This is a genomic window from Alloalcanivorax mobilis (assembly GCF_002864685.1).
Lineage (GTDB): Bacteria > Pseudomonadota > Gammaproteobacteria > Pseudomonadales > Alcanivoracaceae > Alloalcanivorax > Alloalcanivorax mobilis.
Window position 1 is genome coordinate 90,481 of record NZ_NMQZ01000005.1, and the last position, 26,391, is coordinate 116,871.

Genomic DNA, 26,391 nt, shown 5'->3' on the forward strand with positions numbered 1-26,391 from the left:
CATGACTCGCACGGTGGCGGTCTACTTCACCAAGACCGAACTTGAGGTGCTCTCCTCGGAGATCATCGCCGGCACCTACGAGCACGGCAGTGACAATCTTCTCGTGCATCAGGGCCGGCGGGCGCCACAGATCATCCGTGAGCGCACTTTCCGCTCGGTGCTGCGTTTCGACGACGCCAAGCAAAGCGGCAAGCGGCGCGAGAAAGCGCGCATCGTCGAGAACCTGGAAGCGCTGGCGCACGCGGTGGGCGATGGCGGCGAAGTGCCCTCGGCCATTAAGCTGCATCTGCCGCGCACTTCAACGTCACGCTCCAATTACGCGATCCGCTTTCTGGAGAGGGCGTTTCCCCACGCCCGCGTGGAAATCTGTTTGATTCCCCACGGTTTGGTGAGCGTGGAAATCACGCCTTTGACTTTGAAGTACCGCTGGCGCTTTTTCCGCCGGCGCTGGCATCCGGTGCACCTGCTGTTCCCGGCGCTGCGCTACTACACCCCGAAAGGTGACCTGATCGGCGGTCTGGACCCGAAGGTGAGCACGGTCTACACCTTTCAGGGTATGCCCACGCCGTACCCGCTGGAGAAGACCCGTGAACTGAGCGGCGCGCGGGAATATCTGCAAGCGGCCTCCGAGGGCGCGCCCAGGCAACGCTGCGCTCTGATCATCGGGCAGCCGCTGGTGATGCATAACCGGCTCAGCGCCGGGCAAGAGAAGGCCGCCTCGGACCAGGTGGCGCAATGGCTCAGCGAGCACGGCTATCAACAGGTCTACTACAGCAAGCACCCGCGCAGCGGCGAGCACCTGGATTTCTACCAGGACCAGTACTCGATATTGCAACAACAGGGCGCGGTGGAGGTGGTGCTTTGTGAGCTGCGACCGGAGGTGGTGATCTCCTGCTACAGCACCGCGCTGGTAACCACCAAGGTGCTGTTTGGCGAGGACATCCGCGCGCTCTCGTTTGCTTTGGATAAAGTCGACCTGCCCAGCCGGGCGAGCCTGGGCGCCTATATGAACGGCGTCGGCGTGGAGTTGCTGTAAACCGCGACATTGGTCAAGCGATGCGCGCGAAGAACTCTTGATAAAATTCGGTGGTGCGGTTTTTCTGTTGGGCGATTTCGTTCTCGTTGATACGAAGGTTGCCCCTTTCGTAATCGCTGGCCTTGCCGATCACGCGGTCGGCGAAGCCCGGGGTGGGTTGCACCACGCTGTCGGCCATGTCCAGGGATTGATACAGGTGCGAGACGCGGTCAAGCACCGCCATGCCGATGGTGTTGGCGTTCAGGGCGAGGCTGCAAACGTTGGCGTGAAAGCGGCTGCCGATCACCAGTTCGCTGTGCTGATACACGGAAAACACCAGATTGGCGCCGGCCACATCCTGAATGCAAGGCGCCACCGAGATTTTCTTGCGTTTCAGAAAATCGTTCTGCCCTTCGAGCAGCGAGAAAATGGCCTTCAGGTCGCCGTGGATGTGCGGCACCAGCACCACATGCTTATTCTGGTGGTGCGAGAAATGCTCGATCAGGAGGGAAAGCTCCTGATAGTAGGCGTGTTTGTCGATGGGGCCATGCTGCTGGCTGAGCATGTCGAGTTGGTCGTCGGAAACATTGATGGCCACGTAGCTGGGCACCGGCATCATCGGGGCCTGGATCTCCGGCTCAAAGAAAAAGCCGCTGTCCAGCACCTCGCCAAAGGCGCCCTGGTACTTGCCGCGGAACTCGCGGTGCAGGTTGGCGACCGAGCCGTCGTTGCGGAACGCGATGCGCGTATTGTCACGCTCACGAACCTGGTCGAGGAACGCTTCCAGGCGTTGCAGATTGCCCGCTGGCACCTCTTTGTGCGGAAAGCAGCCGATGCTGGTGATCAGCATGGGCACGGTCAGGGCATCCAGGGCGCGCTGGTCGATGTCGATGGTGGTGCCGGTGGCGCTGTCGGGCACCCAGTAATCGAGAAAACCGCCGCCGCCGATAATCAGCAGGTCGAAACGGTTGGCGTGGTCGACGAAGTCCAGATCGAACGCGAGCTTGTCCGCATCGTGGTAATTTTTGTAGAACTTTCTGATTTCCTGTTGCTCTATGCTGGCGTTGTCACCGAGAACGCTGTGCAGAATCGAATAGAGGCCGCAGTGGCTGGCGTTGTCGCCAATATTGCCGATAAAGGACGCTACATGCAGAATTTTAAACTTGCTGCCGCTCAACATAGGGCGTTCCCCCGGGTAAAAAGTCGTTTCTCCTCCGTGTTTTTTTTGAACTCCGCCCCGGCGGTCCTGCCTGGCCGTTTACAGTGTGATGAAATTCGAGGCTTCACCAGGGCCGGCCGGTGAGCGGGCGACGTGGTTTGGTTATCGAATGTTGCTATATTCTAATGGATGACCAGCGGGTAAATCTATGACACAAGGGCCGCTCCGGCGGGATCAAGGCGTCACGGCCTGGGACTATCGGCTCCCCCTGGTGCTGACCATGGCCGCCAGCGTGGTTCTTTCGCTGGTGTCGATGCACTATTCGCCGATTCTCAACCGCGACGGCATGATGTACATCCATCTGGCGCGACTGATTGGCGACGGCCGGCTGGACAGTGCCCTGGCGCTGTTCGACTGGCCGTTCTTCCCGGCACTGCTGGCCGCCTTGAAGGCGCTGTTGCCGCTGCCGCTGATTCACATCGCCTATGGCACCAGCCTGCTGTTCGCGGCGCTCACCACCTGGATGCTGGTAGTGCTGATGCACCGGGCGGTGCCCACCGGCAATATCTGGTGGGCGGTGTTGCTGGCGCTGAGCCTGCCGGCCACCGATCAATATCGCCCGGATGTGCTGCGCGACTGGCCGGCCTGGTTCTTCATGTTGCTGTCGGTGTGGGTCTACCTGCGCTATTCCGCTGGCCACGCCTGGCGCTGGGCGCTGGCGTTCTCCGTGACGGTGCTGGTGGGCGCGCTGTTTCGCCTGGAAGTGGCGGTGATCGCCGCGCCGCTGTTTCTGCTTTCGCTGTTCGAGCGTGGCTACGGCTGGCGCGAGCGCATTCGCCTGTTCGCGTTGCCGCTGGTCGCCGGCGTGCTGCTGCTGGGGCTGTTGGTGATCGAGGGCGGGCGCTTCAGCCACCGGCTCTGGGATTATTGGAACACGGTCAACCCGCTGGTGATCTACGACGGCTTTCGCCAATCCGGTGACGCCCTGGCCGATGCGGTTCTGAACCGGTTTTCCCGGGACTACGGCGCCGCCATCCTGGCGGTCGGGTTGCTGGTGCTGATCCCGACGAAACTGATTCACTTTTTGTTCGGCCTGCTGCTGCCTTATGCGCTGGAGCGCCGTCACGGCGCCATTGATGGCGGGCCGGCGTTGCGCGTATACCGCTGGCTGGCATGGACCTGGTTGCTGCTGGTGACGGTGTTTCTGTTGCGCAACTACTACGCGTCATCACGCTACCTGGTGCCGCTGATGCTGTTCCTGATGCCGTTTTTGTATCTCGGGCTGGTGCGGTTGCGCGAGCGTACCGCTCATCGCGGGCTGTGGGCGCTGCTGGTGTTTCTGATCGTGCTGCACGGCTTGTCGGCGGCGATCGCCACCCGCGGGCCGGAGAAACTGGCGATCCGCGAGGCCGGCACCTGGGCCGGCGAGCATCTGCCCGCCGACGATCGGGTCTACATTAACAATGGCCAAGTGAACTTCTACTCCGGCCGGCCCTATTTCCGGGGCTCCTCGAACAAGATCCTGGCGCCGCAAGAGGTCCACAGCGACTGGCAGGTGCTGGCGGTGCGCCGCGCCGACGAAGCGAAAACCCGGCAACGGCTGGACAATGAGTACCAGCTTCTGGAGCGCTTCGACAGTGAAGGCTCGGAGGTGGTGCTGGTGTTCGAAAAACTGGCCGTCAATAGCCAGCCAGCGGCTCAGTAGGGCGAGCGCCGCCCCTCGGGCTGGTGTTTGAAGCGCTTGTGCACCCACAAGTACTGGTCCGGGTGCTTGCGCACATAGCGTTCGATGGTTTGGTTGATGGCGAGGGTGTCGGTTTCGTCGTCGCCGCAGGGAAAGTCCTCCAGCGCCGGGCCGAACTCGATTTCGTAGCGGCCGCCGGGCAGCCGGTAATGGGCGCAAGGGATCACCGCCGCTTTGCCCATTTTGGCGATCCGGCTGGTCGAGGTGATGGTGGCGGCGGGCACGCCGAAAAACGGCACGAACACGGCGTGCTCGGTGCCGTAGTCCTGATCCGGGGCGTACCAGACCACCTCGCCTTTGCGCAGAAGACGCACGGTCTGGCGCAGGTCGCGGCGATCCACCGAGTGCTTGACCCAACTGCCGCGGCCCTCGGTGATCAGGCGATCCAGCAAGGGGTTATCGTTGGGCCGGTAGACCACGCTGAACTCGAAGATCTTGCCAAGCAGGCGGCTGCCCACATCGATGCTGTTGAAGTGCATGCCCAGCAGCAGCACACCCTGGCCCCGGGCGCGGGCTGCTTCGAGGTGTTCCATGCCTTTTACGTGCAGGCGTTTGTCCAGATCCACGCGGCGGTTGTGGAAGCTGCCGGCCATCTCCAGGATTGCTTCGCCGGTGCTCAGAAATACCCGCCGGGCCATCGCCTCGCGCTCGCTCTCGCTGAGCTCCGGGAAGCACAGGCGCAGATTGGTCAGCGTGACGCGCCGCCGCGACCCGCCCAGGCGCCAGGCGATTCGCCCCACGCAGCGGCCGATACCCAGTAGCAGGTCCCACGGCAACTGGCCGATCAGCCAGAACAGCGCCAGCCCCAGGCGGGTCGGCCACAGGCGCGGATCGCGAGGGTCGGTGGGGCGTTTTTTGCGTTGACCCACGGCGTCAGTGCACCACGGCCCGGGGGCGCACCGTTTCACGGGTGCTCAGGCAGGCGAGCATCAACGCCAGCGGCAGCCACAGGCTCATCCAACTGGGGTGGAACGGCACCAGAAGGTAGGCGCCATCGCTGAGCATGGCGAGCAAGCCGGGCAGCAGGCTGACCAGAAACACGGCGCCCTCGCGGTGGTTCTGATCGCTGTCGGGGAGCTTCCAGGCGGGCACCGCCCAGCTCGCCACGAACAGAACCAGGCCGATCAAGCCAGTGCTGTGCACCACCGCCAGCAGCACGTTGTCCGGGTGGGGGATCACCCGCAGGCCGTTTTGCAACTGCACCATCAGGGAATCACCGGTTTCCTGGCTCAGCCCGTTGCCGATGATCGGGTGGCTGAAATACATGGATGCCTGGCGCAATACGTCGAAGTCCAGCGCCATGTACAGCGCCACCGCGCCGGCCAGGGCGGCCAGCAAACGCTGGCGGTAGCGCAGCAGCACCCAGCCCAGGGCCATGATCAGCAGCATGGCGCCGGTTTGCCAGTGCACCAGCAGCAGGAACGTGAAGCCGACCAGGGCGCCAGTGCCGCGGCGCGCGCCCTTGGGGCTGAAGCCTTCATCCAGGGCCTGGGCCAGCAGAATGAACGACGGCGCCACCAGCGCCATGGTGGAGAGCAGCGGCCCGGGCTGGGGCAAATTGAAAATCAGGCTGGCGGGCTCACTGAACAGTGGGCTGGAGAGCGGCTGAATGGTGTAATAGCTGACCATGATCACCGCCAGCATCACCATCGAGGTCATGGCGCCATTGGCGAGCGCTTGCTTAAGGGTGTGCCGGTAATACACATGCACCCAGCGCAGGGTGCCGACCAGAATAATGATCTGCACCACCGCGCGCACCGTGCGCGAGCTGTTGGCGTCCGCCGCCCAGGCCATGGTCAGCAGGGTCCAGCCGAGAAAGGCATAGAGTGGAATCAGCCAGGGGTCCAGCAAAAGCCGCTTGTCGCCGCTCACCAGAGCGCGGGTGAGCAGGGTCAGGGCGGGCAGAAAAAACAGCACATCCACCACATTGAGCATGGCAACGCGGGAGTGAAACAGAAAGGCGCTGGTGAACATGACCGCGAACGAAACCGTCAGCCACAGTCTTAGCCACCTCCCCTGTAGCACGTTGTGGCGCAATGCCGTCATATCAGCCGATTCCTGTAGTTGCACATGATTTGCACTTGGTAATTGCACTTGATTGTCGCGGGCGATGGCGCCGCCCGGCGATGCCGGTGGCGAGCGGCAAAGTGTACTCAGCCCGGCGGCTCGCATCCACTGCCGCGCCGCCTTGCCGGCTCGTTCGCTATGCTACACTGCGCGCCATTATCTACCTTTTGAAAGCCGACCGTTTGAAAGCCGACCCTTTGGAAGCCGGGCCTTTGGACACCCTGATTCGCCGTCGCGGTCACAGGAGCTTACGATGCAACACACCCCCATCCCCCCGTTTGGTCAGGCCCACGTGCTGGTGGCCGGCGATGTCATGCTGGACCGCTACTGGCATGGCCCCACCGGCCGCATTTCGCCGGAGGCGCCGGTGCCGGTGGTGCGTGTCACCGAGCTTGAAGACCGCCCCGGTGGTGCCGCCAACGTGGCGCTTAACATGGCCGCGCTCGGTGCCCGTGCCGAACTGGTCGGGGTGACCGGCGACGACGAAGCCGCCGGGCTGCTCGAGGAGCGCCTGGCGGCCGCCGATGTCACCTGCCACTTTCAGAAAGTACAGGGTCTGCCGACGATTACCAAGCTGCGTGTGATCAGCCGTCAGCAGCAACTGCTGCGGTTGGATTTCGAGGAATCGTTCCAGGATCAGGACCCGGTCCCCTTCACGGACAAGGTCAAAGCCGGTCTGGCGGGCTGCGGTGCCCTGGTGCTTTCGGACTACGCGAAAGGCGCGCTGCGCGATTGCCCCACGCTGATCAGCCTGGCGCGCCAGGCCGGTGTGCCGGTGCTGGTCGATCCCAAGGGCGCCGATTTCAGCCGCTACCGGGGGGCTACGCTTTTGACTCCCAATCTGGCCGAGTTCGAGGCGGTGGTGGGGCCGGTGCCGGACGAAAAGACCTTGCTGGAGAAAGGCCAGGCGTTGATGTCGGAACTGCAGCTGGACGCGCTGTTGATCACGCGCAGCGAAAAAGGCATGACGCTGCTGCGAGCGGGTAAACCGGAGCTGCACTTGCCGGCCCACGCCCGCGAGGTGTTTGATGTCACCGGCGCCGGCGACACGGTGATTTCGACGCTGGCGGTGGCGCTCGCCGCCGGCGGCACCCTGGAGAACGCCGTGGCGCTGGCCAATATCGCCGCCGGCATCGTGGTCGGCAAGCTGGGCACCGCGGTGGTGTCGGCCCCGGAGCTGCGCCGCGCGGTGCATCGCACCGGCGGCATCGGGCGCGGCGTGATGAGCGAGGAACAGCTGCTCACCGCCATCGAGGACGCCCGCGCCCAGGGCGAGAAAATTGTGTTCACCAACGGCTGCTTCGACATCATCCACGCCGGCCATGTCGGCTATCTGGACTCGGCCCGTCGTCTTGGCGACCGGTTGGTGCTGGCGGTCAACGGCGACGATTCGATTCGCCGGTTGAAGGGCGCGGGCCGGCCGATCAACTCCCTGGACCGCCGCATGGCGGTGCTCGCCGCGCTGGAAGCGGTAGACTACGTGGTGGCCTTCGACACCGACACTCCGGAACCGCTGCTTGAGAAGATCAAACCAGAGGTGCTGGTGAAAGGCGGCGACTACAGCGTCGATCAGGTGGTGGGCGCGGACATCGTCAAGGCCTATGGGGGCGAGGTGAGAGTGCTCGACTTTGTCGAGGACATTTCCACCACCCACATCGTGCAGAAGATCCGCGGGGAATAAGCGCACGGGCCCGCGTCAGCGGGGTCCTGTCCGACAGGCGGCCGCGATCCATCAACGCAGAGCATACACGCCATGACCACGCTCCCCGATTACCAGGCCCTGTTACGGGTGGCCCTCGAAGAAGCCCGCCTGGGGCTCGCCGAGGGCGGCATCCCGATTGGCGCCGCCCTGTTCGCGCACGATGGCACCTTGCTGGGTCGGGGGCACAACCGGCGTGTGCAGGAGAACGACCCGTCGGTGCACGCCGAGACCGACGCCTTCCGCAAAGCCGGCCGCCAGCGCGATTACCGCTCCACCATCATGGTCACCACGCTGGCCCCCTGCTGGTACTGCTGTGGGCTGGTGCGGCAATTCGGCATCGGCACGGTGGTGGTGGGCGAGTCGCAAAATTTCGCCGGCGGCCTGCATTGGCTGCGCGAAAACGGCGTGCGGGTGATCGAACTGAATTCGCGGGAATGCGTCGCCCTGCTGGCGGATTACATTCGCGATCATCCCGAGGTCTGGCACGAAGACATTGGCGAAGCGCCGTCGTGCTGATCCGTTTCAACCGGTCAAGCGAGCAAGCGCGCCCCGGGGCGCGCTTAATGTCATTGGCTGGTGGCGTCTGTTGTCAGAGCGCCGTTCAGTTCTTGTTATAAATGCGGTTGAGCTTGCGCATGCCGCCGATCCAGCGATCGTAGTTTTCGGTTTTGTTGCGCATGTACTGCAACACTTCCGGGTGTGGCAACACCAGGAACGTTTCTTTCTCGATGGCCTCCAGGCAGGCCTGGGCCACCGGCTCCGGCTCCATCATGCCGTTGACGCTGGCGACGCCGTCTTCCTTGCCCTTGGTCATGTTGGTGCGCACTGCCTGCGGGCACAGCACCGACACCTTAATGCCATCGTCGCCGTAGGTGAGCGCGATCCATTCCGCCAAACCGACCGCGGCGTGCTTGGTGACCGCGTAAGGGGCGGAACCGACTTGCGAGAGCAGGCCGGCGGCCGAGGCGGTGTTGAGAAAATAGCCGCCGCCACGGGCGATCATCTTCGGCGCCAGGTGACGGGCGGCGTAAATGTGCGCCATCACGTTGATGTCCCAGATGCGCTGCCAGGCGTCGTTGGCCACTTCCGGCCCGCCGGGAATGGAAATGCCGGCGTTGGAGCAGAACAGATCAATGGGGCCGAGGTCTTTTTCGGTGTCGTCGATCAGCGCTTTGATGTCGTTTTCGTCGGCGACGTTGACCTGTCGGGCAACGCCGTCCACCAATTTGGCGGTGGCCTCGGCGCCGTCACCGTCGAGATCGGCGCAGACGATTTTTTTCGCGCCCGCCTTGGCGAAAGTCTGCGCCAGGGCGCGGCCAATGCCACCGGCGGCGCCGGTGACGACCACGATGCGGTCTTTGATATCCATAAGTTCTCCTTTGAGCGCTTGCACGCATCACGCTTCACGCAAAAGCAGGCGCGTGCAAGCGTGTTGCATGAAGCGTGCTCGCGTCTTAACTCCACATAAAGGAGCCGCCACACACGGTCAATGCTTGCCCGGTCATGTAGCGGCTGGCGTCGGAACCCAGGAACACGGCGAGCCCCTGGAAGTCGTCCGCTTCGCCGAGGCGCCGCAGGGGGATCTGCGAGTTGGCACGTTTCACCGCCTCGGGGTTGTCCCACAGCGCCTTGGCGAAATCGGTGCGCACCAGCCCCGGACAGATCGCGTTGGCGCGAACGCCTTGCGGGCCGTATTCCAGTGCCAGGTTGCGCACCAGGCCGATCAGCGCCAGCTTGGAGGTGCCGTACAAACCCAGTGTCTCGGAGGGTTTGAAGGCACCGACGCTGGCGGTGAACATCATCGAGCCATTGCCTTTTTCGATCATGTCCGGCGCCACCAAACGGGCCAGCCACAGGTTGGCCTGCACGTTCACCTGCATGGTTTTTTCGTAGGCGTCGTCGGGGATTTCGGAAATCGGCCCGTAATGCACGTTGACGCCGGCGTTGCCGACCAGAATGTCCACCGGGCCGGCGAGCTGGTGGGTTTTCTCCACCAGCGCTTGCAGGTCCTCTTTGCGGCCGGCGTTGGCGGCCACCGCGTGCACACGGTCCGCGCCCACCGCTTTATTGATCTCGGCGGCGGTTTCGTCGAGGGTGTCCTGCTTGCGCGCGGAGATCACCACGGTGGCGCCGTGGGCGGCCAGCGCGTGCGCCATCGCCTTGCCCATGCCCTTGGAGGCGCCGGTCATCAGCGCCACCTTGCCGGTCAGATCGAACAGTGTGGTATCGACCATGGCTCAGGCCCCGGTTTGGCGGTAACGGTTCACTTCGTTGCGGGCGACCACATTGTGGTGCACTTCGTCCGGACCGTCGGCGAGGCGCAGGGTGCGCTGCTGCATGTACATCTCGGACAGCGGTGACCAATGGCTGACACCGGTGGCGCCGTGAATCTGAATCGCCTGATCGATGATCTGGCAGCACTTCTCCGGCACCATCGCTTTCGCCATGGACACCCAGATGCGGGCTTCTTTGTTGCCCATCACGTCCATGGCCTTGGCGGCCTTGAGCACGATCATGCGCATCGCCTCGATTTCGATGCGAGCGCGGGACACGATTTCCATGTTCTTGCCCAGATCGATGATTTTCTTGCCGAACGCTTCCCGGTTCATGCCGCGCTCAAGGATCAGATCAAGGGCTTTTTCCGCCGCGCCGATGGAGCGCATGCAGTGGTGAATGCGGCCCGGGCCGAGGCGCAGCTGGGAAATTTCAAAGCCGCGGCCTTCGCCCCAGAGAATGTTTTCCTTGGGTACGCGCACGTTATCCAGCTTGATGTGCATGTGGCCATGGGGAGCGTGGTCGTGACCGAACACGCGCATCGGGCCCACGACCTCAACGCCGGGGGTGTCCATGGGCACAAGGATCTGCGACTGCTGACGGAACGGCTGCGCGTCCGGGCTGGTCTTCACCATGCAGATCATGATCTTGCAACGCGGATCGCCGGCGCCGGAGATGTAGTATTTCTCGCCGTTGATGACCCAGTCGTCGCCGTCCAGCACGGCGCTGGTTTCGATGTTGCGCGCGTCGGAAGAGGCAACGTGCGGCTCGGTCATGCCGAAGCAGGAGCGGATCTCACCGGCCAGCAGCGGCTTGAGCCATTTTTCTTTTTGTTCCGGGGTGCCGACACGCTCAAGCACTTCCATGTTGCCGGTGTCCGGCGCGGAACAGTTCAGCGTTTGTGACGCCAGCGGGTTTTTGCCCAGTTGGAAGGCGATGTAGGCGTAATCCAGGTTGGAGAGACCTTCACCGGTTTCCGCGTTGGGCAGGAAGAAGTTCCACAGGCCGCTAGCCTTGTCTTTGTCCTTGGCGGTTTGCAGCAGCTCCAGTTGGCCTGGGGCGTAGCTGAAGCGCTCGGCGCGGCCTTCGCCGAGGCGATGGAATTCCTCGGTGATCGGGTCGACGTTGTCGCGCATGTGCTTGGCCAGGGCGTCCAGCAGCGGGCGCGCGTCTTCGGACATCGCCAGGTTGTTCAGATCGGTATCGTTGCCCATGTGTGTCTACTCCTCAGGGTGGTGGGTCTCGCCGCGCCGGTCAGGGGCGGCGGGCGAGGCTGAATTCGATTCCGCCGGGGCGGATCGGGGGTCGGTAAAGCTGAAGGCCGTGTGCCTGGCAATCACCAGCATGGCGGCGCGGTTCAGCGGTTTTTCCATTGCGGTTGGCGTTTTTCAACGAAGGCGTTGACGCCTTCGCTGAAGTCTTCGGTGTGGCGCAGTTCCGACATCACTTCGCGGCTGTGCGCCAGGCTCGCTTTGAGCTGTTCCAGGTCGTCCATGCCATTGAGAACGCGCTTGGTGGCTTTCACCGACGACGGCGACACCGCGCAGATCTCGCGGGCTTTTTCCATGGCCGCCTCGAGCAGATGGCCGGCGGGCAGCACCGCGTTGACGAAGCCCAGTGAGAGCCCTTCGGCGGCGCTTACGTGGCGACCGGTGAGCATGATCTCCACGGCGGGCTTGCGGCCAATCTGCCGGCTCAGCCGTTGCACGCCACCGGCGGCGGCGAACAGGCCCACTTTGACTTCCGGCAGCGCGAACGTGGCGGTGTCGGCGGCGAGCACGATGTCGCAGGACAGCGCGATCTCAAAGCCGCCGCCCATGGCGAAGCCGTTGACCGCCGCGATGATCGGCTTTTCCAGATCAAAGCGCGACGACAAGCCAGCGAAGCCGGTGTCCGGCATGCTGCCCTTGCCGCCCTGGGCGGTGTATTTGAGGTCGTTGCCGGCGGAGAACGCCTTGGCGCCGGCGCCGGTGAGCACCGCCACCCACAGATCCGGGTCGGCGGCGAAGTCGTCCCAGATGGCGGACATTTCCTGGTGCATCGGCGCGTGCACGGCGTTGTAGACGTCCGGCCGGTTCATGGTCACCAGCAGAATCGGACCATGGCGTTCGGTGGTGACGAATTGATCACTCATGTCAGGCTCCTTTGCCGGCGGTTTTCAGCCCGCCTAAATCCAGTTCAGTGAAGGCGCCGCCTTCGTTGGCGAGCCGCTTGAGCGTTTCCGCCGGGGCGAATTCCGGGTCCTCGGCGCCCAGGGTTTGCATGCGCTCGAGCACGGCGCGGGCGCCTACCTGATCGCCATAAAACATCGGCCCGCCCTTGTCGGCGGGCCAGCCGTAGCCGTTCAGCCATACCACATCGATGTCCGAGGGGCGTTGCGCTTTGTTGTCCTCAAGGATTTTCACGGCTTCGTTGATCATCGGAAAAATACAGATCTCGATGATTTCGTCCTGGCTCAGGGTACGCGGTTGCGCGCCGGTGATGTCGCGGATCACCTGCTCGGTGATCGGCGAGGGGCTGGCGACCCGGGCGTCGTCGTAATCGTAAAAGCCGGCGTTGGTTTTCTGGCCACGGCGGTCCATTTCGCACAGCGCGTCGCGAATCGGGTTCTGGGTGGTGGCGCCCTTGGACCAGCCGATGTCCAGGCCGGCGAGGTCGGCCATTTGATAGGGGCCCATGCGAAAACCGAAGGCGTTGATGGCGGCGTCGATCTGCCAGGGCATGACCCCGGTGTAAAGCAGCTTGTTGGCCTGCACCTGGCGGGCGCGCAAAATGCGATTGCCGACGAAGCCCGGGCATACGCCCACCAGCACCGCGATCTTGCCGATTTCCTTGGCCAGCGCCATGGCGCTGGCGACGACGTCATCGCTGGTGTGATCCGCGCGCACCACCTCGAGCAGTTTCATCACGTTGGCCGGCGAGAAAAAATGCAGGCCGATGACGTCGCCGGGCCGGGTGGTGGCCGAGGCGATTTCGTCGATGTCCAGCGCCGAGGTGTTGGTGGCGAGAATGGCGCCGGGTTTCATTACCCGGTCCAGATCGGCGAAGATTTTTTTCTTCAGTTCCATGTTCTCGAACACCGCCTCGATCACCAGATCGCAGTCCGCCAGATCGGCGAATTCCAGGGTGCCAGAGAGACGCGCCATGCGCGCGTCCACTTCGTCCTGGGGGAAGCGGCCACGGTCGGCGCTGCGCTGGTAGTTGGCGCGCACCACCTTCAGGCCCCGGTCGAGGGCGTCTTGCCGGGTTTCCAGAATCGTTACCGGATAGCCGGCGCTGGCGAAATTCATGGCGATGCCGCCGCCCATGGTGCCGGCGCCAATAATGCCCACGGTGCGCACCGGGCGAGGCTGGGTGTGCTCGGCGAGACCGGGCAGGTCCCACGCGTTGCGGCTGGCGCGGGCGATGTAATCGGTGGCATCGGAGTGCAGGTCGGGATGGGTCACGTTAAGGCTTCCATGGTCGGGTTCAGACAGTAGACGGCAGCGGCAGGCCCGGGTGGCCGGCGGCGAGGCATTCGTCGCGCAGGGCGCGCCGGTCGATTTTGTCGGTGCCGCCGCGTGGCAGGGTGTGCGCGCGCATCCAGATGCGCTCCGGTGCTTTGAAACGGGCAATGTGTTCGGCCACGAAGGCGATCAATTGCGCTTCACTGACTCGCGCCCCGGCTTTGAGCTGCACGCCGGCGCCAACGGTTTCGCCCAGGCGCGGGTCGGGCACCGGGAACACGCCGGCCTCGACGACGTCCGCATGGCGATGCAGAACGCCTTCCACTTCCAGGCAGGAGATGTTTTCGCCGCCGCGAATGATGATGCTTTTTTTGCGGTCAACGATGTAGAACAGACCGTTGTCGTCCTGGTAGGCCAGATCGCCGGTCAACAACCAGCCCGCGCGCAGGGTTTGCGCGGTGGCCTCGGGCAGATTCAGATAGCCGCGCATATTGGCGGCGCTTTTCACGGTCAGTTCGCCGACCTCGCCCACCGGCAGTGGCCGGCCTTCGCCGTCGACGATACGAAATTCCTGAAGCGGTGGCGTCGGCCGGCCGGCCGCTTCCGGATGGCTGACGTAATCCGGCCCGGCCAGGGTGATGCCCAGGGCGTTGGTTTCGGTCATTCCCCAGCCGGAGGCAATCGCCGCGCCGGGGAAAGCCTCGGCCAGTTGCCCGACCTGCACCGCCGGCCGTTTGGCGCCGCCACCACCGATGGCTTCCAGGCTTTCCAGCTTTTCGCCCATGCGCCGCGCGGCGTCCATCAACTCGGCGGATTGGGTCGGCACGCCAACAAAGCGGGTGACCCGCTCACGTTTGATAATGCGCACCGCCTCTTCCGCGTCCCACTTGTACATCAGGCTCATGGTGGTGCCGGTGGCCAGACCCTGCAGGAAATTCGACTGCAAGGCGGTGACGTGAAACAGCGGTGTCACCACCAGGGAGGCCGGTGGGTTGGCCGGCGCGGGGGGCGGCTCATCGAGCAGCAGCGGCGCCATCAAACGGGCCATGACCCAGGAGTAGACCGCCGAAATGGCGCCCCGGTGGGTCAGCCTGACGCCCTTCGGGTGGCCGGTGGAGCCAGAGGAATAGAGCACCGCGAAGTCGTCGTCGGTGGCGATGGCGGTGTCCGGCCAGTGGGTTTCGGAGCGGGCGGCCAACAGGTCCGCGTAGCGCCGCTCGCCGTCGGCGTCGCGCACCGCCACCAGATCCAGGCCGAGCCGCGCGGCGCCGGGGCGGATCTGCTGGTACCGGGGGCCGTCGGCGAACACCACCCGGGCGCCGCAATCCTCAAGCGCGTAGGCCAGTTCCTGCTCGGTCCACCAGGCGTTCATGGGCACCGCCACCGCGCCCATGGCGGTGATCGCGAGAATCAGAATCGGCAGTTCGGGGTAGTTGCGCATCGCCAGGGCAACCCGGTCGCCGGCCGCCACGTTGAGATCCTGGCCCAGCGCGTGGGCCAGGCGCGTCACCTCATCGCACAGGCGCGGGTAGGACCAGCGCTCATCCTGGTAGACCAGCACGTCGCGCTCGCCATAGGCCGGCGCGGCCGCCTCCAGCAATTCACGCAGGTGCGCGGGGGCATTGCGAAACACTCGGTAACGCACGCCGTCGATGTCGGCATCGGTGAGCTCGAAACGGGGGTCGGTGTCGGCGAGGTGCGCGGCCGCTTGCTCCGGGGTCATCGCTTAGCGGGACCCGAAAAGGCGGCCTGGAACGGGGGCAGAGAGCAGCTTATTCAAGGGTTTCTTCTCCTTATTAGGGGCCGGCTTTCACGGCGCCTGGCGGCTTGTGGCGGGCCGCGATCACCGATTCCGGCGCGCTCCGGGCGGCGTGCCGCCGAACCGGAGGCTGACGTTTGTCAGGTTCACGCTACGACCAACAGCGGCGTCAAGTCAAGTCCGCGCGACCAGTGAGTCGCACCGACGCCGCGTTGATGCACCGGGCGCATTGACGGCATCGCGGAGGGTCCCTAGTATTTTCAATCCTGACAATCGTCAGTTTTGGCTCGCGGCCGCCCTTGCCGGCGGTTTTGCCCGGCTGATGGTCCACTTTACGCCGCGCCCCGGTGTACGCAATCCCCGGGGACAGGACGGAATCACGCTATGAACACTCAGGCCAATCCCTCAGCTCCGGTGATCGTCGAGCCCCTCGAAGTACATCGGATCGACGCCGCGGCACTGGCCGCCTGGCTCACCCCTTCTTTGCCGGAGGCCGCCGAGGGCCTGCGCGTTCAGCAGTTCCAGGGTGGCATGTCCAACCCCACCTATCTGCTGACCACCGCCGCCGGCAAACGCTACGTATTGCGTAAGAAGCCGCCGGGCAAGATTTTGCCCAAGGCGCACGCCGTGGACCGCGAGTTCCGCATCATGCAGGCGCTCACTGACACGCCGGTGCCGACGCCACGCATGGTGGCCTACTGCGATGACACGACGGTGATCGGCGCCGAATTCTTTGTCATGGAGTTTGTCGACGGGCGCATTATTCCACCGCCATCGATGACCCCGGTGCCCCGCGAAGAGCGGCCGGCGCTGGCCCATTCCCTGGTCGACACCCTGGCGCAGTTGCACGCGGTGGACTGGCGCGCGGTGGGGCTGGAGGGCTTCGGCCGCCCGGAAAATTACCTGGCGCGGCAGACGTCGCGCTGGGCCGGGCAATACGAAGCCTCCAAGGAGGCGCTGCCGGCGGATTTCGATTATTCGCAGATGGACTGGCTGCGTGACTGGTTGATGGACCATTCCCAGGTGCAGGACGAGAGCGCCATCGTCCACGGTGACTACCGTCTGGGAAACACCATCATTCACCCGGATCGCCCGGAAGTGATCGCCATTCTGGATTGGGAACTGTGCACCATCGGCCATCCGATCGCCGATCTTGCCTACCTGTGTTTGCATTACCGCCTGCCCGCGGATTTGCCCGGGGTGGTGAACCTGGAGGAAGCGGGGCTGCCCAGTGAGCAGGCCATGCTGGAGCGCTATTGCCAGCGCACCGGCCGCGCCGGCATTCCGGAGTGGCCGGTGTTCCTGGCGTTCGCCTGCTTCCGCAGCGCGGCGATCATCCAGGGTGTGGCTGCCCGGGCCGCCCAGGGCAATGTCAGCAGCGCCAGCGTCGACCCGGTGGGCGAGGGAGCCCGTGCTCGCCGCGTCGCCGAAACCGGCGCCGCCATCGCGCGCGCGTACCAATAGAAAACAATAGAAAACGCACCTCGCCGGGCGCGGTCGCGCCCGGCACCCGGGTCTTCGGGGTTTTATCGCTTTCCGCCTTTTCCTTTTATCTCCTCCCCTTCACGTTCCTTGTCTCGCTTTGCCGTATCTGTTTACGGCAACCGTGTTGATGTCTTTTTTAAATAATTAATTTTTTCTCTCGATTTGTCAGTTCGCACTTTTCCGGCCGTGTGGATTACGCAACGGCTTGAAGAGGGCGGCGTTATTTTTTCGCTATTTGGTATTTTGATCTTGAAGGCGGGTACTTTTGCGGTTTAGCCTGACAACTGTCAGCCTGGGTTTCAGCCGTATTAATTAGGTCTATAGAGTTAGCCTAATTGTGTTGCCGAGGAGAGCGAAGCAGTAAAAAGGCAGCGCGGCGCGTGTGGCTATTCAGGGTTTTTTTCGATTAAACCATACCGCGATGACAAGGCTCGATATCCACAAAGTGAAAGACGACGATTCGAAAATAAAAACGGAGCGATCACGATGAAAAAATTTACTCTTCGTCATGCCACCGGCATGGCTCTTTCCATCGCCGCGGCGCTGACGCTGAGCGTGCCGGGTGTCGCCACCAGTGCGGAGTACGACTGGCCGCGTCTGGTGGTGGTCGGCACGCCAGGCACCTCGTCCGCCAGTTTCGCTTCCACCAACGGCTGGGCTCCGATCTTGAAGAAAAGCGGCGGCTCCACCGTGCGCGTGGTGCCGGAAGACAGCGAGACAATGCGTTATCGCCGGTTGACGCAAAGAAAGGACATCGCCATCAGTTCAGTGTCGGCCTCCGAAATGCGCTTTCAGGTGGAGGGGATTGGCGGCTATTCCGCGATGCAGGCGGTGCCGCAACGCATCCTCTGGCACCACAACGACACCCCCTGGGGCTACGTGGTGGCCGGCAATTCGAAGCTGAAATCCATTGATGACATCGCTCAAGGCGACGTGCGCATCGCGAAGGGGGTGTACTCTCCGCCGATGGTCACCGCGGTGAGTGAAGCACTGCCGGCCTTCGTGGGCCTGACGCCGGAGCAGGCGGCGGAAAAACTGCAATACGTTCCCGCCGGCAGCTACGCGGAGAATTGCCGTTCCGTGGTCGATGGTAAGGCCGATGTTGCATACTGTTCGCCGATCAGTTCGGTACTCTCGGAAATGGAAGGCGCGCCGGGCGGCATTCGCTGGCTGGCTCTGGATCGTGGTAACACCGAGGGATGGAGTAACTACCTGAAGTCCCGGCCAATGTTGATTCCCACCGAGATCAGCCTGGGCGTGCCCACGGCGCGTGGTGTCGACGGTGCCACCTCCAATTTCCTGTATGCCGTGCCCGCGGAGGCGGACACCGACTTCGCATACAACATGGCGAAGTGGTTCCACCAATCCTACAGCGCCTATCAGGGTACCCATCCGATGGCGGCGCGCATGTCCCTGGAATTGTTCCGCGGTTACCTGGACCGTACTCCGCTGCCGGTGCACGAAGGCACGGTGAAATATCTGCGCGAAATCGGCGCCTGGACTGATGAAGACGACGTCTGGAACAAACAGGCGATCGCGAAGATGGATCGCTGGACCAAGGCCCGCAACGCGGCCATCGCGGAAGCGCGGGAGAAGGACGTTAAGGTGCAGTTCGAGAACCAGGCTTTCCTGGATATTCTCGACCAGCACACCGAGGGCCTTGAAGGCTTCCGGTCCCGTTTGTGATCGCCCGGGTGTGACGCGCCGCGCCGGTAACGGCGCGGCGCTTTGTAGTCGGGTTCTTCTCCCCATTCCTTTGAGTGCATCGTCATGACTGATACCGCACCCTTGCCTGAAGAGTCGATGCCGCAGTCGGAAGTGACCCGGCTGGGCGGAATGTTTTCCTGGCAAAGTATTGTCTTCGTGATTCTCAGCGTCGCCGGCCTGGCGGTCGGCCTGACCTATATCTTCGGTTTTACCTGGAACGGTCAGCGCCTGCTGGAAGGGCAGTATTACTGGCTGTTCATCGGGCTGTTCACCGCCGCCGCCTTTATCGCGCTGCCGGCGTATTCCGGCCAGAAAAAAGTACCGGTCTATGATCTGGTCGCCGCCGTGGTGGCATTGGTGATCAGCGTGTATTTTTCCACCCATGCCTGGGACATGGTGCAGGCCGGTTGGACGCAGATCCCGATGGGCGCGGTGATCTGGCTGCTGATGCTGGAGGTGGCGCGGCGCAGTGGTGGTCTGCCGTTTCTGCTGGTGGTGTTGCTGCTCGGGCTGTACCCGCTGATCGCGGACTTCATGCCCGGCTTGTTGATGGGCATTCCCTACGATTTCGACCGCATGATCGAGGCGCACGTATTTCGCGCCGAGGGCATGATGGGCATCACCACCAAGATTGTCGCCGAGATCATTCTTGGCTTTCTGGTGTTCGCCGGCATTCTGATCGCCACCGGCGCCGGCACCTTCTTTATTGATCTGGCCAACGCCGGCTTTGGCCGTTATCGGGGCGGGCCGGCGAAGGTGTCGGTGGTGGCCAGCGCGTTTTTTGGCAGCCTGTCCGGCTCCATTTTTTCCAATATCGCTGGTACCGGCTCGATCACCATTCCGACCATGAAGAAAGTGGGTTACCCGCCCCATTACGCCGGCGCCATCGAAGCCTGCGCCTCCACTGGTGGGGTGGTGATGCCGCCGGTGATGGGCGCCATCGCCTTTGTCATGGCGATCACCATCGGCGTGGGCTATTCCACGGTGATGGTGGCGGCGATCATTCCTTCGCTGCTGTTTTACTTCGGCCTGCTGCTGCAAGTCGACGCCTACGCCGCGCGCACCGGCCTGAAGGGGCTGGCCAAGAGTGATATTCCGTCGGCGCGCAAGGTGCTGATCAAGGGCTGGCCCTTCCTGCTGGTGCTGATCTTCCTGGTGTGGGGCTTGCTGTACATGCGTTGGGAATATTACGCGCCCTGGTACGCCTGCGTGTTGATGATCGCCTTATCGTTCCTGCGTCGCGAAACCCGCATGACGCCCCGCAGGATGTACGAGACCGTGCGTCAGATCGGCCTGCTGGTAACGCAAACGGCGGCGATTATTCTGCCCATCGCGTTCGTGGTCAGCGCGCTCACCATCACCGGCGTGACCGGCTCGGTGACGTCGGGGCTGGTCAGCCTGGGCGGCGGCAACATCTATATGATTCTGTTCTTCGGCGTGCTGGCCTGCTTCATCATGGGCATGGCCGGGCTGGCGATCGTTGCCTATATCTTCCTGGCGGTAACGCTGGCGCCGGCGATCATTGAAGTGGGCGGCCTCAACACCGTGGCGGTGCATTTCTTTATCGTCTACTACGCCATGTTGTCGGTGATTACCCCACCGGTGGGCGCCGCCGCCTTCCTGGCGGCCACCATCGCCGGGGCGAAGCCGATGAAGACCTCGTTCACCGCCATGCGCCTTGGCGTGGTGATCTATTTCGTGCCGCTGTTCTTCCTGTTCCAGCCGGCGTTGGTGTTGCAGGGCGATCTGATGCCGCTGATCTATGTGCTGCCGTCGATCATCATCGGCATCATGCTGATCTCCGGCGGCCTGGAAGGGTACCTTCTGGGTGTGGGTCTGGTCAGGCCCTGGTTGCGTCTGCCGTTGGCGGCCGCGGGCTTCGCCTTCAGCTTTCCGGGGTTGACCACCACGGTAATCGGCGGGCTGGTGTCGCTGGTGCTGGCGGCGCTGGTCTGGAAGGACAACCGGCGGCGGCCGGCGCTGGCCGGCGAGGCCTGAGCCCGGGTTCCAAGCTCAGGCCAGGCCCTTTTGACGATCATCAAAGGGGCCTGGCCGGGTTTCGTTTTGGTCAGTCCGCTGAGGGGCCGGTTTCCGCGAGCTGATTGAGCATGGCGGCGACGCCGGCGGTCACGGTGTTGAGGATCAGCTCGTCGTCGATGTCCTGATGCAGCCAATCCCGCATCGGCGCGAACGCCCCGAGAAACACGATCATATTGGCAAGCACTTCGGCCCGCCGGTCCTGTTCGTGGAGGCGGGCTTTTTTGCGAAGTTGCGCCGCCAGCGCTTGAATCACCGCCTGATCGCGGGCGCGCATGGCTCGACGATCCTCTTCCTGAAGGTAGGGCACGGAGCGATAGATCAGCAGTGTGCCTTTGCGTTTCTTGCTCCAGGTATCGCGAAAATAACCGGCGACGTTGTCTTTAAACGAGGTATCGGTGTGCTGCTCCAGACGCTCCGCCAGGGTGGGAACATCGGGACGGAACCAGAGCTTGTTGAGCAGTCGCCGCAGAATGTCGTTCTTGTTGGCGATGTAATCGTAGATGCTGGCCTGGTTGACGCCGGAGCTGGCGCAGATGTCGCGAATGGTGGTGGAATCGAACCCTTTTTGCAGGAACAGCTCAAGAGCGGCATCGCAGATCTGGTTGCGGCGTGTTTCGGTAAGGGCCGTGTCCTGAACACCATCGACGGTGGCTTCCACCAGTTGCTCGCCATCAAAGGCTTTTTTGTCGCCCGGTTTGCGGTCTGCTGGCAAGCGCGCTCTCCATAATGTTCGTAATGATCAGAATGAATTTTTCTTGACGGTAGCACACTTGTGCACCGTGCGGAAGAAAGGTGAGAGCGCCGAAAGCCTCTAAAATAAGGGGTTGACGGCGGTTGCGCGTCGCGGTGGAAAGGTTGGGGTTTTTTTGTAGGAAAGGCTGGGCGGCATTCCGCCTAGCCAGCGACCAGTCTCGATTTTGATATTGGCGTCTGGCGCCAAAACCATCAGGTTCAGGGCAAAGGCGCCGTGCCATTCGGCCAGCGACGGTTTTGACTTTGATCTTAGCGTCCAGCGTCCAGCGTCCAGCGTCCAGCGTCCAGCGTCCAGCGTCTAGCGTCCAGCGCCAAAACCACCCGATTCGCCGCAGGCACGGCGGGCTTTGGCGACGTTCTCTTGCAGGTGATCCGGGTTGACGGTGCCGGCAATCACCGCACCGACGCCGGCGGTGCCAAGAATTAGATCCAGGCTGGCTTGCACCGGGTCCGGATGGCCTGGGTCCAGATGGCCGCTGGCGAAGGCTTTCTTGATCAGTATGCCCTTGCCGTGCGCGGCGGCGTAGTCGATCACCGGCCGTTCGTCGCGTTGCTCAAGGTTATAGGTGACCATGGCCAGGTCGGTGCGCGCCAGGGTTGCCAGCCCGCCTTCCACGGTTTTGGTGGACATGCCGGTGGCGCGTATCTTGCCTTCTTTTTTCATCTCTTCGAGCACCTCCAGGGTGCCCTGGCGGAGCACGTCCAGATCGTTGCCGTCGGAGTGCACCAGCACGCAATCCAGGTAATCGGTGCGCAACCGGCTGAGGCTGCGTTCCACCGAGGCGCGTGCGTGTTCCGGCGTGAAGTTGAAATGGCTTTCGCCGTGATCGAATTCTTCGCCCACTTTGGAAACGATCACCCAGGCGCGGCGGTCGCTGAGCAATTGGCCGAGCCGTTCTTCGCTGCGCCCATAGGCCGGCGCGGTGTCGATCAGGTTGATGCCCAGATCGCGGGCCCGCGCCAGCAGAGCGATGACCGCCTGATCATCGGGAATGGTGAACGCGCTGGGATACTTAACGCCCCGGTCGCGGCCGATTTTCACCGTGCCCAGGCCCAGTGCGCTGACGGTCAGCCCGGTGTCGCCGAGCGGGCGCATGAACGCCATCAGTGCGTGCCCTCGAACAGACTGAACCAGCGTGGCGTGCCGAGCGGCGCCAGCGGCAGATTTTCCGGCACCGTCAGCGCCGGTCCGGGGGTCAGATCAGTCTCGTCGATCAGCGCTTCCACCCGGTCGCCGAGATCCGGCGCCAGGGTCAGCTTGGTCGGCCAGGTGACGATCAGATTGCGCTCGCGGCGGGCGTAGGCGTTGTCCGGTTTGCTGAGGCCATGTTGGCGGGGCTCGGCGCGGGCCACGTCCAGCACCGCGAAGCCAGCGGCGCTGAAATCCAGCCACGGGAACAGCGTGGCGAGTTCGTCGCGGGCGGCCTGGAGCTGTTGTGCGTCGCTGCGTTGCACGCCGCGCTCGGCGAGATCACCGCCCAGGTACCAGACCAGGTCGCCGTCGGGCATTTCGTGGCTGGTGACGGTCAGGCGGGGTTTGTTGCTGGTGCCCACGCAATGGGCATAGAGCCGATGGCCGAGGCTGTGTTTTACCAGCATCATTTTCAGCGGCCGGCTCTGGCTGGATTCGGCTTTGAACAGGTGCGCCTTGTGGGCGCGCTCCAGCAGGTCGGCATTGCCGGCGCCGGCGGCCAGGACCGTGACACGCGGCTCAATGCGCTGGCCGGCGAGTTCCACGGCTTGCAGGCCGTTCTCACCCCAAACCAGCGTGTCGCGGCTCAGGTCCAGGTGCAGCAGGCGCGGGCGCACCGGCGCGGCCAGCACGTCCAGCAAACTTTCGGTGTTCACCACCAGGTCATCCAGCCGGTAAACCTGGCCTTTGAAACGCGGGTCGGCGAGCGCTGACGGGAAGCCGGGCCGCTTCAGTTTTTCGATGCGTCCGCGCAGCATGCGGCTGGCGAAGAAGGTGGTCATGCGGCTGGCGACCGAGCCCGCGGACCACAGGTGCTGGGTTTCCGAGAGCACCTGCACGCCGCTCAGATCCACCGGCCCGTGGCCGGCGATGGCCTGGCGCCAGCGATCCGGCATGCCGGCGATGGATTCCGACTCGCTGGACAGGGTGCCGCCCAGCGCATACTTCAAGCCGCCGTGGATAATGCCCTGGCTGGCCAGGGTCTGGGCGCCGCCCAGGGTATCGGTTTCCAGCAGCAAACATTGATAACCCCGGCTTTGCAGTTGGTTGATCAACCACAGGCCGGCGATGCCGCCGCCGAGGATCAGGATGTCCGGTTTCAGCGTTGCAGAGCTCATGGGCCACCATCGGTTCAATGGAGCGCTATGCTAACATAGCCGCGCCGGCACGCGGCACGGGGCGCGACAAGGCCGCGTCGGAAGCGGCCGTGTGCGCGCCCGCCAGCTTGCGTTGAAAAGGACTGCCATGCGTCTTCTCTACACCTTCCTGTGGTACCTGTTGTTGCCGTTGCTGTTCGCGCGGTTGTGGTGGCGTGGCCGGCGCGCGCCGGCGTATCGCGCGCGCTGGCGCGAGCGGTTGGCGCTGGGCTATCGGCCGGGCACCCTGCGTGACAGCGTGTGGATTCACGCGGTGTCGGTGGGCGAGACCCTGGCCGCCGCGCCGTTGATCGAGGCGTTGATGGCGGCGCATCCGCGCACCCCCCTGGTGATCACCACCACCACCCCAACCGGCTCGGAGCGGGTGCGCGCGCTGTTTGGTGATCGGGTTACCCACGTTTATTGCCCCTGGGAATTGCCCGGCGCCTATCGCCGCTTTCTGCGCGCTTTCGATCCCAAGCTGGTGGCGGTGATGGAGACCGAACTGTGGCCGAATCTGTGCGCCGCCGTTGACGCCCATGGCGCCGCTCTGGTGCTGATGAACGGCCGGCTTTCGGAGAAAAGTTATCGCGGTTACGCGCGCCTGCCGGCGCTGGTGCGGCCGATGCTGGCGCGCTTTCGAGTGCTGGCGGTGCAAACCGCGGTGGAAGCGGAGCGCTTCGCCGCGCTGGGTGCTCCCCGCGATCGCCTGCGGGTAAACGGCAGCATCAAATTCGATCTGGCCCTGGATGCGCCGCTGCGCGAGCGGGCGGCCGCCCTGCGCGGTGAGTTCGGTGAGCGGCCGGTGTGGATCGCGGCCAGCACTCACCCGGGCGAGGACGAGATCGTGCTGGCCGCGCACCGGCGTCTCCTTAACCACCGGCCGGGTGTGCTGCTGGTGCTGGTGCCACGCCACCCGGAGCGCTTCGGCGAGGTAGCGGCGCTGGCGCGGGGCATGGGTTTCACGGTGGCGCGACGCAGTGAGGAACAGGCCGTCACCGATGAGTGCGAGGTGTATCTGGCCGACACCATGGGGGAATTAATGATGCTCTACGGCGCCTGTGATGTGGCGCTGGTGGGCGGCTCGTTAGTGCCGGTGGGCGGCCACAATCTGCTGGAGCCGGCGGCCTGGGGCGTGCCGGTGCTCAGTGGGTCGCAATTGCATAATTTCACCGCCATCGCCGCGTTACTGAACGACGCCGGTGCGTTGGCGGTGGTCAACGATGAAGGGGAACTGGCCGAGCGCCTTGAGCGCCTGCTGGCCGACGCCGGCGAGCGCCGGCGTTTGGGCGAGGCGGCGGCGGCCGTGGTGGCCGCCAACCGGGGCGCGCTTCAGCGCGGGGTAACGATCTTCTCTTCGCTCTGGCCTTCGAGATCCGGGTTGTAGAGATCCAGGGTCTGCTCGGATGAGAGCCACTCGTTCACGGAGACCAGGTTCTGCACGTCCAGATCGCCGGCGGCGGATTGCAGCGTCAGGCTGTTGAGGATGTAGTCATACCGGGCGTTGGCGTAGTCCCGCTGCGCGGCGTACAGCGCCTGTTGGGCATTGAGCACGTCGACCACGTTGCGAGTGCCCACTTCATAACCGGACTGAGTGGCTTCCAGCGCGGAGCTGGCGGAGCGGATCGCCTGGTTGCGTGCCTGCACCCGCAGGGAGTCGGCTTGCACGGTGCGGAAGGCACTGCGCGCCTGCTGGGTGACGTCGCGCACCGTTTGCAGATAGGTCTGGTCGGCGGCGTCGGCGCGCAACACCGCCTGTTTACGCTGGCTGTTCAGCGCACCGCCGCGGAACAACGGCATGGTCACTTCAATGCCGATCTCGGTGCCATGGTTGTCCGGCGTGATGCCACTGCCGAAACCGGTGGCGCCGCCGGTGTCGTCATCCGGAGCGGTGTGCAGATGGGTGTAGCTGCCAACCAGTTGCACCTGCGGCATCATCGCGCCGAACTGGCGGTCGGCGGTGCAGCCGGCCGCCTTGGCGGTAAACCGTGAGGCGAGAATCTGCGGGTTCTGGTAAGCGGCTTTGTCCAGCCAGGCGTCCATGTTTTCCGGCGCCGGGCCACTCATCGGCAGCTCCTCGCGCAGTTCCGCCAGGTTGTCCCAGCGCTGGCCGGTGAGCGTTTCCAGCTGGTCGCGGGCGATGGCGAAATCCTGCTCGGCGACAATCAGGCTCACCCGGGTCAGGTCATAAGCGGCCTGGGCTTCTTCCACATCGGTGCGCGGCACCAGGCCGACGTCGAAGCGCTCGCTGGTCTGGTCGAGCTGGCGGCTGATCGCCTTTTCTTCCGCCTGGGCGGAGACCAGGTTGTCCCACGCGCGCAGCACGCCGAAGTAACCCTGGGCGACGCGCAATACGAAGTCCTGGCGGGCCTGGTAGAAGTTGGCCTGGGACACCGACACGGTGGCCTTGGCTTCTTTATAGCCGTAGAAGGCGTCGAGGCGGAACAGTGGCTGGGTCAGGTTGACACTGCTGGCTTCCCGGTCGTAGTCCAGATCCACGCCGCCGTCCTCGATGCGCTGGTTGGTCCGATAGCGGCCGTAGCTGGCGTCAATGGTCGGCAGCAGGGCGGCGCGGCCTTGAACCAGAGTCTCCTGGTCCGCTTCCCAGTTCTGGCGCTCCGCGCGCCAGGTGCCGTCGTAACTCCAGGCGGCATTCGCCACATCGGTGAGGTCGGCGGCCTGGACGCTCGCCGACAGCGTCGTCATCAGGATCACCAGGGGCTTCACGGGGCTCCGCATCATGGTGTATTCACTCTTGTGTCATTCGGTTTGGGGTGCTCGTCCGCTCCACCGAATCCTTGTACTTTTCCGGGGCGGGCGCCAGGCAGGCGCGGCCAACCGGCGAGCGGAACAGGGACAGCCTGCTATGGTAATGGCAAGCTCCGGGAATTGACACACCCACCGGTTCAGTT

The 26,391-nt window shown here is 63.9% G+C and carries 21 protein-coding genes; 8 read left to right on the forward strand and 13 right to left on the reverse strand.

Annotated features, from left to right (window positions below):
* The first annotated feature begins 1 nt into the window (after position 1).
* Positions 2-1,036 carry a polysialyltransferase family glycosyltransferase gene (locus CGS25_RS04500; RefSeq protein ID WP_089033559.1) on the forward strand — a complete coding sequence of 345 codons (1,035 nt, stop codon included), beginning with the start codon at positions 2-4 and terminating at the stop codon, positions 1,034-1,036.
* A 13-nt stretch (positions 1,037-1,049) separates the two neighbouring features.
* On the opposite strand, the gene CGS25_RS04505 is transcribed toward CGS25_RS04500, so the two are convergent.
* Positions 1,050-2,195, reverse strand: coding sequence for a polysaccharide pyruvyl transferase family protein (locus CGS25_RS04505; RefSeq protein ID WP_101674712.1), 1,146 nt, complete (start codon positions 2,193-2,195; stop codon positions 1,050-1,052).
* A 187-nt stretch (positions 2,196-2,382) separates the two neighbouring features.
* Here CGS25_RS04505 and CGS25_RS04510 point away from each other — a divergent pair, with 187 nt between their 5' ends.
* Positions 2,383-3,879, forward strand: coding sequence for a hypothetical protein (locus CGS25_RS04510; protein WP_101674713.1), 1,497 nt, complete (start codon positions 2,383-2,385; stop codon positions 3,877-3,879).
* Here the strand turns inward: CGS25_RS04510 and lpxL are convergent.
* Together lpxL and CGS25_RS04520 are read right to left on the reverse strand one after the other, a co-directional pair.
* Entirely contained in the window at positions 3,873-4,787 is a 915-nt protein-coding gene (gene lpxL / locus CGS25_RS04515) for an LpxL/LpxP family Kdo(2)-lipid IV(A) lauroyl/palmitoleoyl acyltransferase (RefSeq protein WP_101674714.1), read from the reverse strand. The two genes, CGS25_RS04510 and lpxL, sit on opposite strands and share 7 nt — an antisense overlap.
* A gap of 4 nt (positions 4,788-4,791) precedes the next feature.
* On the reverse strand, positions 4,792-5,964 hold the full coding sequence (locus CGS25_RS04520) for a hypothetical protein (RefSeq protein ID WP_089033555.1): 1,173 nt from the start codon (positions 5,962-5,964) through the stop codon (positions 4,792-4,794).
* 274 nt (positions 5,965-6,238) lie between these two features.
* On the opposite strand from CGS25_RS04520, the gene hldE reads away from it, so the two are divergent.
* Together hldE and CGS25_RS04530 are read left to right on the forward strand one after the other, a co-directional pair.
* Complete coding sequence (hldE, locus tag CGS25_RS04525; protein WP_101674715.1) at positions 6,239-7,666, forward strand: bifunctional D-glycero-beta-D-manno-heptose-7-phosphate kinase/D-glycero-beta-D-manno-heptose 1-phosphate adenylyltransferase HldE; 1,428 nt, start codon at positions 6,239-6,241, stop codon at positions 7,664-7,666.
* A 72-nt stretch (positions 7,667-7,738) separates the two neighbouring features.
* Positions 7,739-8,203 carry a nucleoside deaminase gene (locus tag CGS25_RS04530; protein ID WP_101674716.1) on the forward strand — a complete coding sequence of 155 codons (465 nt, stop codon included), beginning with the start codon at positions 7,739-7,741 and terminating at the stop codon, positions 8,201-8,203.
* 85 nt (positions 8,204-8,288) lie between these two features.
* Here CGS25_RS04530 and CGS25_RS04535 read toward each other — a convergent pair whose 3' ends face one another.
* The 6 genes from CGS25_RS04535 to CGS25_RS04560 all read right to left on the reverse strand — a co-directional run bounded on the left by CGS25_RS04535 (position 8,289) and on the right by CGS25_RS04560 (position 15,130).
* On the reverse strand, positions 8,289-9,056 hold the full coding sequence (locus CGS25_RS04535) for an SDR family oxidoreductase (RefSeq protein ID WP_101674717.1): 768 nt from the start codon (positions 9,054-9,056) through the stop codon (positions 8,289-8,291).
* 85 nt (positions 9,057-9,141) lie between these two features.
* Complete coding sequence (locus tag CGS25_RS04540; protein WP_089033548.1) at positions 9,142-9,921, reverse strand: SDR family NAD(P)-dependent oxidoreductase; 780 nt, start codon at positions 9,919-9,921, stop codon at positions 9,142-9,144.
* A 3-nt stretch (positions 9,922-9,924) separates the two neighbouring features.
* Positions 9,925-11,175 carry an acyl-CoA dehydrogenase family protein gene (locus CGS25_RS04545; protein ID WP_198588692.1) on the reverse strand — a complete coding sequence of 417 codons (1,251 nt, stop codon included), beginning with the start codon at positions 11,173-11,175 and terminating at the stop codon, positions 9,925-9,927.
* Between the two features lie 143 nt (positions 11,176-11,318).
* Positions 11,319-12,095 (reverse strand): enoyl-CoA hydratase-related protein, encoded by a 777-nt coding sequence (locus CGS25_RS04550; protein WP_101674718.1) that lies wholly within the window; start codon positions 12,093-12,095, stop codon positions 11,319-11,321.
* A 1-nt stretch (position 12,096) separates the two neighbouring features.
* Complete coding sequence (locus CGS25_RS04555; protein ID WP_198588693.1) at positions 12,097-13,407, reverse strand: 3-hydroxyacyl-CoA dehydrogenase; 1,311 nt, start codon at positions 13,405-13,407, stop codon at positions 12,097-12,099.
* Positions 13,408-13,429: 22 nt separating this feature from the next.
* On the reverse strand, positions 13,430-15,130 hold the full coding sequence (locus tag CGS25_RS04560; protein WP_101674719.1) for a class I adenylate-forming enzyme family protein: 1,701 nt from the start codon (positions 15,128-15,130) through the stop codon (positions 13,430-13,432).
* Between the two features lie 420 nt (positions 15,131-15,550).
* Between CGS25_RS04560 and CGS25_RS04565 the strand changes: the two genes are divergently transcribed.
* The 3 genes from CGS25_RS04565 (at position 15,551) to CGS25_RS04575 (ending at position 20,356) form a co-directional block, all read left to right on the forward strand.
* Complete coding sequence (locus tag CGS25_RS04565; RefSeq protein ID WP_089033545.1) at positions 15,551-16,630, forward strand: phosphotransferase family protein; 1,080 nt, start codon at positions 15,551-15,553, stop codon at positions 16,628-16,630.
* A gap of 507 nt (positions 16,631-17,137) precedes the next feature.
* A complete protein-coding gene (locus CGS25_RS04570) occupies positions 17,138-18,337 on the forward strand; it encodes a TAXI family TRAP transporter solute-binding subunit (RefSeq protein ID WP_101674720.1) in 1,200 nt (399 codons plus the stop codon).
* Between the two features lie 84 nt (positions 18,338-18,421).
* A complete protein-coding gene (locus tag CGS25_RS04575) occupies positions 18,422-20,356 on the forward strand; it encodes a TRAP transporter permease (RefSeq protein WP_101674721.1) in 1,935 nt (644 codons plus the stop codon).
* Positions 20,357-20,426: 70 nt separating this feature from the next.
* Here CGS25_RS04575 and CGS25_RS04580 read toward each other — a convergent pair whose 3' ends face one another.
* From CGS25_RS04580 to CGS25_RS04590, 3 genes are all read right to left on the reverse strand, one after another.
* The gene (locus CGS25_RS04580) at positions 20,427-21,110 is read right to left on the reverse strand and encodes a TetR/AcrR family transcriptional regulator (protein WP_101674722.1); all 684 of its coding nucleotides are present in this window, start codon (positions 21,108-21,110) and stop codon (positions 20,427-20,429) included.
* 339 nt (positions 21,111-21,449) lie between these two features.
* Complete coding sequence (locus CGS25_RS04585) at positions 21,450-22,256, reverse strand: aldo/keto reductase (protein WP_101674723.1); 807 nt, start codon at positions 22,254-22,256, stop codon at positions 21,450-21,452.
* Positions 22,256-23,461, reverse strand: coding sequence for an FAD-dependent oxidoreductase (locus CGS25_RS04590; protein WP_101674724.1), 1,206 nt, complete (start codon positions 23,459-23,461; stop codon positions 22,256-22,258). Before CGS25_RS04590 ends, CGS25_RS04585 begins: the two co-directional genes overlap by 1 nt.
* 127 nt (positions 23,462-23,588) lie before the next feature.
* On the opposite strand from CGS25_RS04590, the gene waaA reads away from it, so the two are divergent.
* Complete coding sequence (gene waaA / locus CGS25_RS04595; RefSeq protein WP_101674725.1) at positions 23,589-24,866, forward strand: lipid IV(A) 3-deoxy-D-manno-octulosonic acid transferase; 1,278 nt, start codon at positions 23,589-23,591, stop codon at positions 24,864-24,866.
* Here the strand turns inward: waaA and CGS25_RS04600 are convergent.
* Positions 24,812-26,221 carry a TolC family outer membrane protein gene (locus tag CGS25_RS04600; RefSeq protein ID WP_101674726.1) on the reverse strand — a complete coding sequence of 470 codons (1,410 nt, stop codon included), beginning with the start codon at positions 26,219-26,221 and terminating at the stop codon, positions 24,812-24,814. The genes waaA and CGS25_RS04600 overlap by 55 nt on opposite strands.
* Positions 26,222-26,391: the final 170 nt, after the last annotated feature.

What these genes read in the sequence shown, in the direction of transcription:
- waaA (WP_101674725.1), top strand. Translation starts at nt 23,589, where the DNA reads ATGCGTCTTCTCTACACCTTCCTGTGGTACCTGTTGTTGCCGTTGCTG.
- CGS25_RS04500 (WP_089033559.1), top strand. Translation starts at nt 2, where the DNA reads ATGACTCGCACGGTGGCGGTCTACTTCACCAAGACCGAACTTGAGGTG.
- CGS25_RS04510 (WP_101674713.1), top strand. Translation starts at nt 2,383, where the DNA reads ATGACACAAGGGCCGCTCCGGCGGGATCAAGGCGTCACGGCCTGGGAC.
- CGS25_RS04540 (WP_089033548.1), bottom strand. Translation starts at nt 9,921, where the DNA reads ATGGTCGATACCACACTGTTCGATCTGACCGGCAAGGTGGCGCTGATG.
- CGS25_RS04570 (WP_101674720.1), top strand. Translation starts at nt 17,138, where the DNA reads ATGAAAAAATTTACTCTTCGTCATGCCACCGGCATGGCTCTTTCCATC.
- CGS25_RS04600 (WP_101674726.1), bottom strand. Translation starts at nt 26,221, where the DNA reads ATGATGCGGAGCCCCGTGAAGCCCCTGGTGATCCTGATGACGACGCTG.
- CGS25_RS04535 (WP_101674717.1), bottom strand. Translation starts at nt 9,056, where the DNA reads ATGGATATCAAAGACCGCATCGTGGTCGTCACCGGCGCCGCCGGTGGC.
- CGS25_RS04545 (WP_198588692.1), bottom strand. Translation starts at nt 11,175, where the DNA reads ATGGGCAACGATACCGATCTGAACAACCTGGCGATGTCCGAAGACGCG.
- CGS25_RS04560 (WP_101674719.1), bottom strand. Translation starts at nt 15,130, where the DNA reads ATGACCCCGGAGCAAGCGGCCGCGCACCTCGCCGACACCGACCCCCGT.
- hldE (WP_101674715.1), top strand. Translation starts at nt 6,239, where the DNA reads ATGCAACACACCCCCATCCCCCCGTTTGGTCAGGCCCACGTGCTGGTG.
- CGS25_RS04530 (WP_101674716.1), top strand. Translation starts at nt 7,739, where the DNA reads ATGACCACGCTCCCCGATTACCAGGCCCTGTTACGGGTGGCCCTCGAA.
- CGS25_RS04590 (WP_101674724.1), bottom strand. Translation starts at nt 23,461, where the DNA reads ATGAGCTCTGCAACGCTGAAACCGGACATCCTGATCCTCGGCGGCGGC.
- CGS25_RS04550 (WP_101674718.1), bottom strand. Translation starts at nt 12,095, where the DNA reads ATGAGTGATCAATTCGTCACCACCGAACGCCATGGTCCGATTCTGCTG.
- CGS25_RS04505 (WP_101674712.1), bottom strand. Translation starts at nt 2,195, where the DNA reads ATGTTGAGCGGCAGCAAGTTTAAAATTCTGCATGTAGCGTCCTTTATC.
- CGS25_RS04520 (WP_089033555.1), bottom strand. Translation starts at nt 5,964, where the DNA reads ATGACGGCATTGCGCCACAACGTGCTACAGGGGAGGTGGCTAAGACTG.
- CGS25_RS04565 (WP_089033545.1), top strand. Translation starts at nt 15,551, where the DNA reads ATGAACACTCAGGCCAATCCCTCAGCTCCGGTGATCGTCGAGCCCCTC.
- CGS25_RS04575 (WP_101674721.1), top strand. Translation starts at nt 18,422, where the DNA reads ATGACTGATACCGCACCCTTGCCTGAAGAGTCGATGCCGCAGTCGGAA.
- CGS25_RS04585 (WP_101674723.1), bottom strand. Translation starts at nt 22,256, where the DNA reads ATGGCGTTCATGCGCCCGCTCGGCGACACCGGGCTGACCGTCAGCGCA.